At 72.8% G+C, this 12890-nt stretch carries 12 protein-coding genes; 9 read left to right on the top strand and 3 right to left on the bottom strand.

From position 1 onward, the window contains the following. Positions 1-5: 5 nt before the first annotated feature. Positions 6-1280, bottom strand: a complete 1275-nt coding sequence (locus DMA15_RS03310) for a TerD family protein (RefSeq protein WP_125511150.1) — start codon at positions 1278-1280, stop codon at positions 6-8. Between the two features lie 302 nt (positions 1281-1582). Here DMA15_RS03310 and DMA15_RS03315 point away from each other — a divergent pair, with 302 nt between their 5' ends. The 4 genes from DMA15_RS03315 to DMA15_RS03330 all read left to right on the top strand — a co-directional run bounded on the left by DMA15_RS03315 (position 1583) and on the right by DMA15_RS03330 (position 6255). After that, positions 1583-2008 (top strand): DUF6643 family protein, encoded by a 426-nt coding sequence (locus DMA15_RS03315; protein ID WP_125511151.1) that lies wholly within the window; start codon positions 1583-1585, stop codon positions 2006-2008. 82 nt (positions 2009-2090) lie between these two features. Then, positions 2091-2915, top strand: coding sequence for an MOSC N-terminal beta barrel domain-containing protein (locus DMA15_RS03320; RefSeq protein WP_125511152.1), 825 nt, complete (start codon positions 2091-2093; stop codon positions 2913-2915). A gap of 158 nt (positions 2916-3073) precedes the next feature. Continuing rightward, positions 3074-3679, top strand: coding sequence for a hypothetical protein (locus DMA15_RS03325; RefSeq protein WP_125511153.1), 606 nt, complete (start codon positions 3074-3076; stop codon positions 3677-3679). A gap of 173 nt (positions 3680-3852) precedes the next feature. Continuing rightward, positions 3853-6255 (top strand): right-handed parallel beta-helix repeat-containing protein, encoded by a 2403-nt coding sequence (locus DMA15_RS03330; protein ID WP_125511154.1) that lies wholly within the window; start codon positions 3853-3855, stop codon positions 6253-6255. Here DMA15_RS03330 and DMA15_RS03335 read toward each other — a convergent pair. Continuing rightward, positions 6215-8557 carry a hypothetical protein gene (locus DMA15_RS03335; RefSeq protein ID WP_125511155.1) on the bottom strand — a complete coding sequence of 781 codons (2343 nt, stop codon included), beginning with the start codon at positions 8555-8557 and terminating at the stop codon, positions 6215-6217. The genes DMA15_RS03330 and DMA15_RS03335 overlap by 41 nt on opposite strands. A 211-nt stretch (positions 8558-8768) precedes the next feature. Between DMA15_RS03335 and DMA15_RS03340 the strand changes: the two genes are divergently transcribed. Genes DMA15_RS03340 through DMA15_RS03350 form a run of 3 tightly spaced genes read left to right on the top strand, consistent with a single transcriptional unit; the run spans position 8769 to position 10325 of the window. Continuing rightward, positions 8769-9614, top strand: a complete 846-nt coding sequence (locus tag DMA15_RS03340; RefSeq protein WP_125511156.1) for a DeoR/GlpR family DNA-binding transcription regulator — start codon at positions 8769-8771, stop codon at positions 9612-9614. After that, a complete protein-coding gene (locus DMA15_RS03345; RefSeq protein WP_125511157.1) occupies positions 9571-9786 on the top strand; it encodes a hypothetical protein in 216 nt (71 codons plus the stop codon). Before DMA15_RS03340 ends, DMA15_RS03345 begins: the two co-directional genes overlap by 44 nt. Before the next feature lie 59 nt (positions 9787-9845). Continuing rightward, positions 9846-10325 (top strand): SRPBCC family protein, encoded by a 480-nt coding sequence (locus tag DMA15_RS03350; RefSeq protein WP_125511158.1) that lies wholly within the window; start codon positions 9846-9848, stop codon positions 10323-10325. Positions 10326-10338: 13 nt separating this feature from the next. Here DMA15_RS03350 and DMA15_RS03355 read toward each other — a convergent pair whose 3' ends face one another. Then, positions 10339-11436 carry a PLP-dependent cysteine synthase family protein gene (locus DMA15_RS03355; RefSeq protein ID WP_125517254.1) on the bottom strand — a complete coding sequence of 366 codons (1098 nt, stop codon included), beginning with the start codon at positions 11434-11436 and terminating at the stop codon, positions 10339-10341. A gap of 328 nt (positions 11437-11764) precedes the next feature. On the opposite strand from DMA15_RS03355, the gene DMA15_RS03360 reads away from it, so the two are divergent. Next, positions 11765-12094 carry a hypothetical protein gene (locus DMA15_RS03360; RefSeq protein WP_125511159.1) on the top strand — a complete coding sequence of 110 codons (330 nt, stop codon included), beginning with the start codon at positions 11765-11767 and terminating at the stop codon, positions 12092-12094. Positions 12095-12294: 200 nt separating this feature from the next. Continuing rightward, entirely contained in the window at positions 12295-12768 is a 474-nt protein-coding gene (locus DMA15_RS03365; RefSeq protein ID WP_125511160.1) for an ATP-binding protein, read from the top strand. The last annotated feature ends 122 nt before the right edge of the window (positions 12769-12890 follow it).

Raw genomic sequence — 12890 nt, forward strand, 5'->3', positions numbered from 1 at the left:
GGTGGTCACTTCCTGCCGGGGGTCCAGTTCATGCCCCAGCCGTAGGCGTGGTCGATGGTGCGCTGCGGGCTGACGCCGCGCTCCGGCACGAGGTAGCGGGCCTCCCGCTGGACGACGAGGTCGCCGCCGGTGTTGGTGAGGAGGGCCAGCGCGCACACCGTGGAGGGCACCGTGCACTCGTCGAGGGAGAAGTCGACGGGGGCGCCGTGCTGCGGCTGGAGGGTGACGGTGGCGTTGAGGTCGGCGAAGCTGCGCGCGCCCTCGTAGATCGTCACGAAGATGACGATGCGGCGGAAGTCCTTGATGTGGTCGAGGTTGATGGTGAGGTTCTCGCCGCTGTCGACGGCGCCGGTGCGGTCGTCGCCGTCGAGCAGCATGTACGGAGGCTGGTGCAGGGCTCCGAAGGCGTTGCCCAGGGCCTGGACCACTCCCTTGCGGCCGTCGGTGAGTTCGTAGAGCGCGCAGAGGTCCAGATCGAGATCGGCGTGCATGGCGACGGCCCTGCCGAGCTTCGCGCCCCAGCCCTTGAACTGTTTGCGCGTCTGCCAGTTGAGGTTCACGCGCATGCCGCCCGAGGTGCCGCCCTGCTTCGTCAGCGAGATGGACGGGGCGTCCTTCGTGAGGGTGACTTTGGTGAGGCGCACGGGCGCGGCGGCGGGCGCGGGCGGGGCCACGGGCGGGGCGGCGGCAGCTGCGGGCGGGGCGGCGGCGGGCGCGGGCGGGGCCGCTGGGGCCGCCGCGGGGGGCGCCGCCCGCTGCGGCTCGTCCACCGTGATCCCGTAATCCGTGGCGAGCCCTTCCAGCCCGCTGCCGTACCCCTGGCCGACGGCGCGGAACTTCCACGCGCCCTGGCGCCGGTACAGCTCGCCGAGGACGAAGGCCGTCTCCACGGTCGCGTCCGTACTGTCGTAGCGCGCGAGTTCGGCGCCGCTCGCCGCGTCGAGCACCCGGATGTAGAGGCCGGGCACCTGCCCGAACGTGCCGCCGTCGGCGGAGACGGCGAGCACCACGGTCTCGATCGCGGGCTCCACGCGCGCGAGGTCGACGGTCAGCACATCGCTCACACCGGCGCCGGAGCGCTCCTTGCCCTCGTACCGCACCGCTCCGGAGGAGTGCGCCGGCTGGTTGTAGAAGACGAAGTCCGCGTCCGAGCGCACCTTTCCGGAGGAGGCCAGCAAGAGGGCGGACGCGTCGGCGTCGGGCACACCGGCGCCGGAGGCCCACCCCAGTTCGACCCGCACGGCGGGTGCCGGTACGGGAACATTCGATCCTTTAGGCATTGTCATGTCCGCCCCCATCGCAAGTCGCCGCGTCCGGCAGGGCCGCCGATTCGTCTGGCGGCCAACCTATTACCAGGATCACCGCGAGGCCCACGACCACGTATCGGCGGGCCCTCCCGTCCACCCGGGGGCCGACCCCGGGTAACCCTCCGGGAACTCGGCCTTTACACGATCCGTACGCCCTTCGGCGACCGATTTTCCCAAGTTCGCTCGCATTGGGGGTCCGTCATCCCTGCCGACACGTAAAACAACCCTCTTATCGGTCTCCCCAACCAGCACATCAAGGGCTTAACTTATGGAGCATGACCTCCCCCCGCTCCACCTATGGCGGCGGTTACTACTCCGCGCCGTCCTTCACGGACACTCCGATCTACGACTCCCTCGTCGCAGAGCGGGGCACTCCTCAGATCGCCCCGATCCGGGTTCCTTCCGCGTACGACACGGGTAACCACCTGCCCGCCCTCCCGGCCGCGCTGCCCGCCCTGCCGGCCGCCCCCTCGCATCACAACCCCTCGTACGGCTATGGCCAGGCCCCGCAGCCCGCACCGCTGCAACAGGCCCCCGCGCCGTACATCCCGCAGCAGGCCGCGGGCCCGCGCGGCTACCCGGGCGCCCAGCCCCAGCGGCCCGCGGGCGGCACGGGGTACGAGGCGATGCGCCCCGCGGCGCCGCGTCCCGCACCCGCGCCGTACGAGGACCCGTACAACCGCCCCTACCGCGGGTACTGATCGCCGGGCATCGCGGGGAGTGATCGCGGGGGACCGCTCGCCCGGGGGCATCGCTGTCAGTGGCTGCTGGCAGGATGTCCTCATGTCGAATCCAGCGCTTCGGTCGATCCACGTCCACCCGCTCAAGGCGGCCCAGGGGCACGCGCCCCGCGAGGCCGTCGTCGAGCCCTGGGGGCTCGCGGGGGACCGACGGTGGATGCTGATCGACGAAGACGGCCGCTTCATCTCCCAACGGCCGCATCCGCGCATGGCGCTGGCCGCCGCCGAGCTGCTGCCCGGCGGCGGCCTCCGCGTGTCCGCGCCCGGCAGGAGGGCGCTGACGATCGCGGTCCCCGAGCCCGTCGAGACGGTGCCGGTGGAGATCTGGAAGGACAAGGTCGAGGCGGTGCCCGCGAGCGCCGAGGCGCACGCCTGGTTCAGCGCGTACCTCGACATCGACGTGCGGCTCGTCCACCTCGACGACCCCGCCAAGCGCCGCCCCGTCGACCCCGCGTACGGCGAGGAGGGGGAGACGGTCAGCTTCGCGGACGGCTTTCCGCTGCTGCTCACCACGCTCTCCTCGCTCGACGCCCTCAACTCCCTGATCGCCCAGGGTGACCACGCTGACGAGGGCCCGCTGCCGATGAACCGCTTCCGGCCCAACGTGGTCGTGGACGGCACCCCGCCCTGGGCCGAGGACGACTGGAAGCGGGTGGCCATAGGCGACGTCACCTTCCGCGTCGCCAAGAAGTGCGGCCGCTGCGTCGTGACGACCACCGACCAGAACACCGCGGAGCGCGGCAAGGAGCCGCTGCGCACGCTCGCCCGCCACCGCCGCTTCGGCGACCGGCTCGTCTTCGGGCAGAACCTGGTGCCCGAGTCCACCGGCGTCATCCGCGTCGGTGACGCTTTCAAGATCCTCGAATGATCGGCGTCCGGATGGGGAACTCGTCGGCGGAGCACGGTCGTTGACTTCGTGGACGCGAAGAGAGGGCGACTCCGCAGGCTGGTTTCGCGCTCTCTCGCCACCCGCGCACGGGCCGTGCCGTTCCTGGTGAAGACGGACGCGGAAGGGGGTGCAGGGCTGTGCGGGCAATCGTCGGACTCTGGCGCTGGCGGCACAATCCGCTGCGCCGCGGGACCGACCTCGCCGAGGCGTGGCTGGCCCTCGCCGCCCTGGTGCTGATCGTCGTCGCCGTCCCCGTCATCGGCACGCTCACCACCGACCTCTCGCGGGACGCCCTGCTCACCTCGGTGCGGGAGCAGCGCGAGGCCCGCCACGCGATCGTCGGCACGGTCCTGCGGAGGGTCTCCTCTCCCCCGCTCGACCCCGACCCCGAGACCTCGTCGGCGCGCGACGCCCACAGCCGCGTGCTCGCGCGCTGGACGGCCCCGGACGGCACCGACCGCTCCGGAGTCGTCATGGCCCGGCTCAACACCCCGCGCCCCGGCGACCACTTCAAGCTGTGGACCGACGAGCGGGGCCATGTCGTCGGGCGCCCGCTGGACACCGCCACCGCGACCACGCACGCGGCCCTCGCCGGATTCGGCGCGGCCACGGCGAGCGTCGCGCTGATCGAGGGCACCCGCAGGATCGTCCTGTGGCGCGTCGAGCGGGGACGTTTCGCCCGCCTGGACCAGGCATGGGCCAAGGCGGGGCCCGACTGGGGCAGGACCGGCGCGGGCTCCTGACCCGCCGCTCGGCGGCCCCCCACAGGTGGGAGCCCGGCGATCGGGTCAACTCGCCCTGCTCACGCGCGCTACGGTGGACCGGCCGAACTCTTCGGCTCCTTGCGCGGCGATGCGGCACATCGCGCACACCGGTGCAAGACCCGCGTACGACGAGGTGGGGGCAGAGCAACTCCATGGCACAGGGCACGGTCCAGGTGACGCACACCGGCACGTCGCGGTGGCGGCGCCGCACCGGCGAGTACGCCTCGCTCGCCGCTGCCTTGGAGGCGGCGAGCGACGGCGACATACTGACCGTCGCCCCGGGCACCTACCGCGAGAACCTCGTCGTCCAGCGCGCGGTGACCCTGCGCGGCACCGAGGGCTCCGCCGGTTCGGTGCGCATCGCCCCGTCCGAGGGGGTGCCGCTCACGGTGCGCGCGTCCGCCGTCGTACAGGACCTGCACGTCGAGGGCCAGGACTCCTCCGCGCCCGCGCTGCTCGTCGAGGACGGCGCCCCCGAGCTGGCCGACATCCGTGTCGTGACCCGCTCCGCGGCGGGCATAGAGGTCCGCGGCGGCGCCCGTCCGACGGTGCGCCGCTGCACCGTCGACAACCCCGGCGGCATCGGCATCGCGGTGCTCGACGGCGGCGGCGGTGTCTTCGAGGAGTGCGAGATCGTCGCGGCCGGCCAGTCCGGCATCGCGGTGCGCGGCGGGGCGCACCCCCGCCTGGAGCGCTGCCGGGTGCACCACGCCTCGGGCGCCGGGCTCTCGGTGACCGGCGAGCACAGCGGTCTGGAGGCCATCGGCTGCGAGGTGTACGAGGTCAAGGGCGCGGGCGTCCACATCACCGGGCGGGCTTCGGCGCATCTGACCGACTGCGACGTCCACCGCACCACCTCCGACGGCATCACGCTCGACACGGACGCCGTCCTGACGCTGGCCGACTGCCGCATCCACGACATCCCGGAGAACGCGATCGACCTGCGTTCGCGCTCCGTGCTCACGCTGACCCGCTCCACGGTCCACCGCTTCGGGCGCAACGGCCTGTCGGTGTGGGACCCGGGCACGCGCGTGGACGCCAACCAGTGCGAGATCCACGACAGTACGGGCGACTATCCGGCGGTGTGGGTCAGCGACGGCGCGACGGCCGTCCTGGAGTCGTGCCGGGTGCGGGACGTGCCGGACGCGCTCTTCGTCCTGGACCGCGGTTCGCGCGCCGACGTCGTCGACAGCGACCTCTCCCAGGTCCGCAACACGGCGGTGTCGGTGAGCGACGGCGCGACCGCGCAGCTCGACGACTGCCGCATCCGCGAGGCGGCCACGGGCGCGTGGTTCCGCGACCACGGCAGCGGCGGCACCCTCGCCAACTGCACGGTCGACGCCGTCCAGACGGGCGTGATCGTCACCAAGGGCGCGGACCCCACCATCGAGCGCTGCACGGTCACCTCCCCCGCCGAGGCCGGTTTCTACGTCTCCGCGGGCGGCCGGGGCAGCTTCCACGGCTGCCGGGTGAGCGGCAGCGGCGGTTACGGCTTCCACGTCATCGACGGATGTCGTACGACACTGAAGAAGTGCCGCACGGAGCGGTGCGCGCGCGGCGGCTTCGAGTTCTCGGAGGAGGGCCCGCTCGTCGAGGAGTGCACGAGTGACGAGAGCGGCGGCCCGCGCGCCCCGGGGTCGGCGCCGCTGGAGGCGCCCGCCGTGCAGACGGCCACGCAGACCGCGGGGTTGCTCGGCTCGGTCCCCGCGCAGCCGCCGCGGCCCGCGGCGCCGGAGGTGAGCGCCCGCGCCTCCAAGGAAGTGCTCGGCGAACTCGACGCGCTGGTCGGTCTGGACAGCGTCAAGCGGGAGGTGCGCGCCCTCACCGACATGATCGAGGTGGGCAGGCGCAGGCAGCAGGCCGGGCTCAAGGCCGCGTCCGTCCGCCGCCACCTGGTCTTCACGGGCTCGCCGGGCACGGGCAAGACGACCGTCGCACGGCTCTACGGCGAGATCCTCGCCTCGCTCGGCGTCCTGGAGAGCGGCCACCTCGTGGAGGTCTCGCGCGTCGATCTGGTCGGCGAACACATCGGCTCGACGGCGATCCGCACCCAGGAGGCCTTCGACCGGGCGCGCGGCGGTGTGCTGTTCATCGACGAGGCGTACGCCCTCTCCCCCGAGGACTCCGGGCGCGACTTCGGCCGTGAGGCCATCGATACGCTGGTGAAGCTGATGGAGGACCACCGCGAGGCCGTCGTGGTGATCGTGGCGGGTTACACCGAGGAGATGCGGCGCTTCCTCTCCGTCAATCCGGGTGTGGCGTCCCGCTTCTCGCGGACCATCACCTTCAGCGACTACGCCCCCGAGGAGTTGCTGCGGATCGTGGAGCAGCAGGCCGAGGAGCACGAGTACCGCCTGGGCACGGGCGCCGGTGAGGCGCTCTTGAAGTACTTCACGGCGCTTCCGAAGGGTCCGGCGTTCGGCAACGGCCGCACCGCGCGGCAGACCTTCGAGGCGATGGTGGAGCGGCACGCGGGCCGGGTCGCCCAGCTGCCCGAGCCGAGCACGGACGACCTCACCCTGCTGTATCCGGAGGATCTGCCGGAGCCGGTGTGACCGCTTCCGTGGCCGCGGGCCGCGGGGAGGGCACGACCGCCTTGAGGCGGGCGAGGAGGCGGGCGCGTTCCTCCGCGAAGGCGGGGTCGGCCTGGTAGTCCCCGTGGCCATGGATGGGTGCCGGGAGCGGGTGGGCCTCCGTACGGCCGTAGGCGAGCGGGTCCTTGAGCGCGGCGCGGTCGACCTGCGGGCCGCAGTCGCCGCGCAGGCCGATGGGGCCGCCGATCGGGTCGGTGGGCCGGTGCAGATTGCGCCAGCAGTCGACCTCGCGGTGCAGGGAGGTGAGCGCGGCGGGGCCGAAGTGGGCGGGGAACCAGCGGCCGTAGAGGCGCTCCAGGGGTGAGCCGTAGGTCAGCAGGGCGACGCGCCTGCGGACCGAGGGGCGCAGCTGCCAGGCGGCGGCCGCCGCGAGGACGCTGCCCTGGGAGTGCCCGGAGATGACGAGGTGTCCGCCGGTGGCGCTGGTGGCGCGGGTCCAGGCGGCCATGCGCCAGGTCAGGTCGGGGACCGCGCGCTCGGCGTAGCAGGGCGGTGCGAAGGGGTGGGCGGCGCGCGGCCAGAACGTACCGACGTCCCAGAGGATGCCGATGGTGCGGCGGGCGGAGGCGTCCTTGTAGGCGCGGCGGCCCCAGGTGACGAAGAGTATGAAGCCGAAGCCGATCAGCCAGGAGCCGAGTGCCTGGGACGTCTCCCCGGCGCCCTCCACGATGTCGGGCGTGCCCTGCACCGCTTTCGCGGGGACCTTCTCCGTCAGCCACGCCCCGGCGAGGGCTCCCGCGCCGAGCAGCAGGGTGACGGCGGAGATGATGCCGACGAGCAGGGGGGCGCGGTCGGTGAGGGCGGCACGCGCGCGTGTCCCCGCGATGCGGCGGGTGCGCGCGGAGTCCTTGGGCTCGCCGGGGTAGTCGAGCAGCACCTTCGTCATCTCTCGGCGCTTGCGCTGGAGGGTGCGCAGGCCGAGCCAGCCGCACAGTACGGCGACGACGACCAGGAGGGGCGGGATCACGGACGCCTGCCACGTGAGCAGCACCGGCGGTCCGGCGATCGAGCCCTGGGTGCCGTCCAGCCAGTCGGCCACGCGCTGTGCGCCGCCGCCGGACATCACCCCGCCGAGAGCGCAGGCGAGCATGGCGACGGCGGGGCCGCCGAGGCCGCGGATGGCGGTGCGGGCGTCGGGCGAGGTGCGGTAGAGGCAGTGCGCCGCCACCGCGAGGGCGATGACGAGCAGGCCCTGGACGAGGGCGATGCCGCCGAAGGTCGCGTCGCCCGGCAGCCTGCCCTCGGACCGCCAGCCGGGGCGCGACCAGCCCGCGTACACGAAGGTCAGGACGAGCAGGGCGAGCGCGGCCAGGGGGAGCCCGCGCACGAGGGCCCGGTCGAGCTTGCGGTCGAGTCTGTGTTCGCTGCGCCCCCTGCGGCACACCACCCAGACGACGGCTCCCCCGCCCAGGACGAGTGTCAGGACGAGGGCCCAGCCGAGGAGGTCGAGGAGCGCGGGGCCGCCGGGGCGCCGGTCGTGCCGCGCGGCCGAGGCGCCGACCGCCGCGGCGACGGTGAGCAGCCCCGCGGCGGTGTGGGCGGCGCGCAGCCGGGCGACGAGGCGGCGGCCGTACCAGAACCCGGGCCTGCCGAGCGCGGTGCGGGTCGTCTCCTCCTCCTCGGCGTCGAGTTGGTGGGGCAGCGGCTGCTGGGACTCGTACGCACTCCAGGTGCGGTGGGAGAGGTACCAGAGCAGGCCGGTGAGGGTGGCGGGCAGCAGGGCCGCGAGGGCGAGCCGGCGGCCGGGCTGTGACCACCAGCCGCCGTGCCCGGCCTCGTCGGCCGCGAGGAAGCCGAGCCAGGCGCGGTCGGCGGCGCACTCGGGGGTGCCCGCGCACTGCCAGGCCATGAGGTCGAGCGCGACCTCGCAGGCGGCGGCGACGAGCAGCACGGTGAGGGTGAGTCCGGTCAGCCGGACCAGGAGGCCGTAGGTGCGGACGAGGGGCCGGCGGTGGCGGGAGATGGGCCGCATCCAGTGGGCGAGGTTGACGACCATGAAGGGCAGCAGCAGGAGCCACAGGGCGCGGGAGCCGTTGCCGGAGGTGAGGTTGCACCAGACGTACGCCTCGGGGACCGGTTTGCCCCGGTAGTCGTCGGGGCGCCGCTCGGCGTCTGCGTCCTCGGTGCGGCGGAAGACGGCCGCTGTGTCGTCGCCGGAGATTCTGACGGTCCGTGGATCGCCCAGCATCTGATCCGGTGTGGTGCCCCCCACTCCGTGGACCAGTAGTTCCAGGGCGGTCTCGTCCTGCGTCGCACGCTCCACTGTTGGCTTCCCCCGAGATGTGCGTGGTGTGGGCACAAGGATCTCGGCTCGCGGGTCCCGGCGCACCCCTCGTTACGTAATCTCCCCCTTCCGGGGCGGGCGCGAACCGCGCGCGGGTGGTGGCACGGGTGTCAGTGGCACATGCGAGGATGAGGCTGTGCGCGCCGGACGGGCGCGGAGGGTGCGAAGAGGCGGAGCAGAAGGGCCGGGCGTGAGTGAGAATCAGAATCTTCTCGCCGAGCAGCGCCGCGCCCTGATCCTCGACGAGGTGCGCCGCCGGGGCGGGGTCCGGGTCAATGAACTGACCCGGAAGCTGGGCGTGTCCGACATGACCGTGCGCCGCGATCTCGACGCGCTGGCCCGCCAGGGCGTTCTGGAGAAGGTGCACGGCGGCGCGGTGCCGGTCGTCGAGGCGAGCACGCACGAGCCGGGGTTCGAGGCGAAGTCGGGCCTGGAGCCGACCGCCAAGGAGGACATCGCGCGGGCGGCGGCGTCGCTGGTGGCGCCGGGTTCCGCGATCGCGCTGTCGGGCGGCACGACGACGTACGCACTGGCGCACCACCTCCTGGACGTGCCGGACCTGACGGTGGTGACGAACTCGGTGCGGGTCGCGGATGTCTTCCACTCCGCGCAGCGCGGCTCCGGGCAGCGGCAGGGCGCGGCGACGGTCGTGCTGACCGGCGGGGTGCGCACCCCCTCGGACTCGCTGGTGGGGCCGGTCGCGGACCAGGCGATCGGCTCGCTCCACTTCGACGTGCTCTTCCTCGGCGTGCACGGCATATCGCCGCAGGCCGGTCTGTCGACGCCGAATCTGGCCGAGGCGGAGACGAACCGCCGCCTGGTGCAGTCGGCGCGGCGCGTGGTCGTGGTCGCCGACCACACCAAGTGGGGCACGGTGGGGCTGAGTTCGTTCGCGACGCTCTCACAGGTCGACACGTTGGTGACGGACGCGGGGCTGCCCGCGGAGGCGCGTGCGGAGATCTCCGAGCATCTGAACCGGCTGGTGGTGGCGGGTGAGCGCGAGGAGGGCGACGGCCCTCACCGCCGAGGAGCGTGACGCCTCCGGTGACTCCCTCGCCTCCGACGACTCCGATTCCTTCAACGTCTCCGGGGGCTCCCGCGTCACTGGCGACTCGCGCGTCACCGGCGACTCCGGCAGCTCCCGTGACTCCGGCAGCTCCGGTGCCTCCGGTGGTTCCGGGCAGCACGAGGACTCCGCAGACATCTGACGGCCTGCCAGCTATGGTGACCATGCCCGGTCAACTACTCCGCTGGGGGGCAGAGTGCGATGACACGCCGACTGAGCCCTGTGGGGCTCGAGTTCATCGAGTCCGCCGCGCTGCGCCTGGTGTTCGCGCGCGAGATGAGCGCCCCGCCCGAAGCGGTCTACCGCGCCCTCGCCGACGATGTGATGGGCTGGCCCACGTGGTTCGCCGCGGTCACGCGGTGCCGCCCGACCGACGGCGGCAAGGGCCGCGAGGTCCTGCTCAAGGGCGGTACGCGCTTTCGGGAGACGATCCTCGCGGCCGACGAACCGGCGCGGTACGCCTACCGCGTCGACGAGACGAACGCGCCGGGCCCGCGCGCCCTCGTCGAGGAGTGGCGGCTCTCCCCCGCCGGCACCGGCACGCGCGTGCGGTGGACGTTCGCCGCCGAGGGTGCCCTCGCCTTCCGGCTCTCGATGCGGATCGGCCGCGCCGGGCTCGGCCGGGCCTTCCGCGACGCCGTCACGACACTGGACCGGCGGCTCACGGACACCAGGGCGTAACGGCCGCCCGGGCCTACTCGGGCCACGCCCCCGTGGTCAGGAGCGTGTCGATCGCCTCCGCGTACGGCGTGATGTCCATGCCCTGTTCGGCCAGCCACACGTCGGAGTAGTACTTGTCCAGATAGCGGTCGCCCGGGTCGCAGAGGAGGGTGACGACGCTGCCCGTGCGGCCCGCGGCCACCATCTCGGCGACGATCTTCAAGGCGCTCCACAGGCCGGTGCCGGTCGAGCCGCCCGCCTTGCGGCCGATGGCCCGTTCCAGGGCGCGCACGGCGGCGACGGACGCCGCGTCCGGCACCTTCATCATGCGGTCGATGGCTCCGGGCACGAAGCTCGGCTCCATGCGGGGGCGGCCGATGCCCTCGATGCGGGAGCCGCAGTCGCTCGTCGCGTCCGGGTCGTGCTTCGTCCAGCCGTCGAAGAAACAGGAGTTCTCCGGGTCGGCGACGCAGATGCGGGTGTCGTGCTGCATGTAGTGGACGTAGCGCGCGATGGTCGCCGAGGTGCCGCCAGTGCCGGCCGTGGCGACGATCCACGCGGGCTCGGGGTAGCGCTCCAACCTCAGCTGCTGGTAGATCGATTCGGCGATGTTGTTGTTGCCCCGCCAGTCGGTGGCCCGCTCCGCGTACGTGAACTGGTCCATGTAGTGGCCGCCGGTCTCGACGGCGAGGGCGGCCGACTCGGCGTACATCGTGCGCGAGTCGTCCACGAAGTGGCACCGCCCGCCATGGAATTCGATCAGCCGGATCTTCTCCGCGCTCGTCGTGCGCGGCATGACCGCGATGAAGGGCACCCCGATCAGCTTCGCGAAGTACGCCTCGGAGACGGCCGTGGAGCCGCTGGAGGCCTCGATGACCGGGCGACCCGGCCTGATCCAGCCGTTGCACAGGCCGTAGAGGAAGAGCGAGCGGGCCAGGCGGTGCTTGAGGCTGCCGGTCGGGTGCGTCGACTCGTCCTTGAGGTACAGGTCGATGCCCCACTGCTCGGGGAGCGGGAAGCGCAGCAGATGGGTGTCGGCCGAGCGGTTGGCGTCGGCCTGGACCTTGCGGACGGCTTCTTTGAGCCAGGCGCGATACTCCTCGTCGCTGTGGTCGACGTCGAGTGTGGGCATCGGCTCGTCGGCCCGGTCCCGTGGGGCGCTCACGGCGGCTCGATCCTGCTGTGGGGTGCTCACGGCGGGGCTCCTTCGCGTCGTGCCGGACGCGATTCGACGCGGCCGTACCCCTCGATCTTAAACACCTCTCACACGCCTCCCACCTGCATAAACACACCTTTGGGAAGCTCAAAGCCACCGCTGGCGCAGTGGGCGCGAGGGCCCTGCGGGGACGGACGTCTCCGGGCGTACTGGTGCCGGGCGCCGCGTGCGTGCAGACTGCACCGCACGGGGCACCTGTCCCGACATGAGCGATTCACCGAAGCGCACAAGGGGGCGGAGCGTCATGGCGGAGCCGGAGTTCACGGCCACGGGCGTGCGGATCGGGCGGCGTCTGCGCTCCCTCACCCGGGCGGGGCAGGTCCGTATCGCCGACGGCAGGCTGGAGTTGCTCACCAGTTACGGCAAGGAGATCGACAGCGCGCCGGTGCAGGCGGTGCGCACGGGCAAGCCGTGGTTCGCCGCGGACGACCGTGCGCTGGCCGAAGTGAACGGCAGGCGCTACCGGCTCACACTCGGCGAGCGCGAACCGGGGCCCGGGCAGGGGGGTCCGCCGACCGTACGCAGGTTCATCGAGGCCGTGCGCAGGGCCGGGGAGCGGCGGCGGCGCGGCTGAACGGCGGGAGCGTGGGGGCGCGCGCGAGTTGCACGGCCGCACCCCCTGAGTCACTCTGGTCACACATCACTCTGGGTTTACCGGCGATGACGCTGAAGAACCAGCCCGCCGCCGGCCACGCAGCAGGCGGCAGACCACGCGGCCCCCTGCTCGATCCGAACGTCGTCTTCTTCCGGACCTCAATTCGGGGAGTCGCAGCCGTGATCAGCCAACCAAGCAGGCATTGCACGGTAGAGCTCCAAGCCCTGCCGTCGCGGATCCGCCAGGTCCGCAGAATCGTCTCTGCGCAGTTGCGCTACTGGCATCTCGATCCCTTGATAGACCAGGCAGCCCTCGGCGTGACCGAGTTGCTCAGCAACGTCCACCGGCACGCCGAGCCCGACAAGGAGTGCACCGTCGAGATCGAGCTGCTGCTCGACCGCCTCACGGTCTCCGTCCACGACCACGACCCCCGGCTGCCCGAGGTCCACGACGCCGATCCCTTCGACACGTGCGGCCGCGGCCTCGCGATGGTCGCGGCGGTCAGCGAGAGCTGGGGCGTGTGCCCGCAGGGTGACGCGGGCAAGACGGTGTGGTTCACACTCCCCGCACCGGCCCCCTCGGCGACCGTGCCGTCGTACCCCGTGTACGACCCGGTCGCGAAGACTCCCGCCCGGTCGGCCGTTGCCGGCTGACCGGGCGGTGACGTTCCACGGTGCGCCTCGGGCGGCGGGGAGCGGGGCGCGCCGCCTCGAACGCCCGCCGTCCGTGCCGCCCGGCGAGCGGGGCGCGGGCCCGCCCCGGCTCCCGCGGCCGG

Source organism: Streptomyces sp. WAC 01529, from assembly GCF_003945545.1.
GTDB lineage: Bacteria > Actinomycetota > Actinomycetes > Streptomycetales > Streptomycetaceae > Streptomyces > Streptomyces anatolicus.

Bases quoted from the DNA above. Each gene is read 5' to 3' on its own strand.
- DMA15_RS03330 (WP_125511154.1), top strand. From the start codon at position 3,853: ATGGCACAGGGCACGGTCCAGGTGACGCACACCGGCACGTCGCGGTGG.
- DMA15_RS03320 (WP_125511152.1), top strand. From the start codon at position 2,091: ATGTCGAATCCAGCGCTTCGGTCGATCCACGTCCACCCGCTCAAGGCG.
- DMA15_RS03360 (WP_125511159.1), top strand. From the start codon at position 11,765: ATGGCGGAGCCGGAGTTCACGGCCACGGGCGTGCGGATCGGGCGGCGT.
- DMA15_RS03310 (WP_125511150.1), bottom strand. From the start codon at position 1,280: ATGCCTAAAGGATCGAATGTTCCCGTACCGGCACCCGCCGTGCGGGTC.
- DMA15_RS03355 (WP_125517254.1), bottom strand. From the start codon at position 11,436: ATGCCCACACTCGACGTCGACCACAGCGACGAGGAGTATCGCGCCTGG.
- DMA15_RS03350 (WP_125511158.1), top strand. From the start codon at position 9,846: ATGACACGCCGACTGAGCCCTGTGGGGCTCGAGTTCATCGAGTCCGCC.
- DMA15_RS03315 (WP_125511151.1), top strand. From the start codon at position 1,583: ATGACCTCCCCCCGCTCCACCTATGGCGGCGGTTACTACTCCGCGCCG.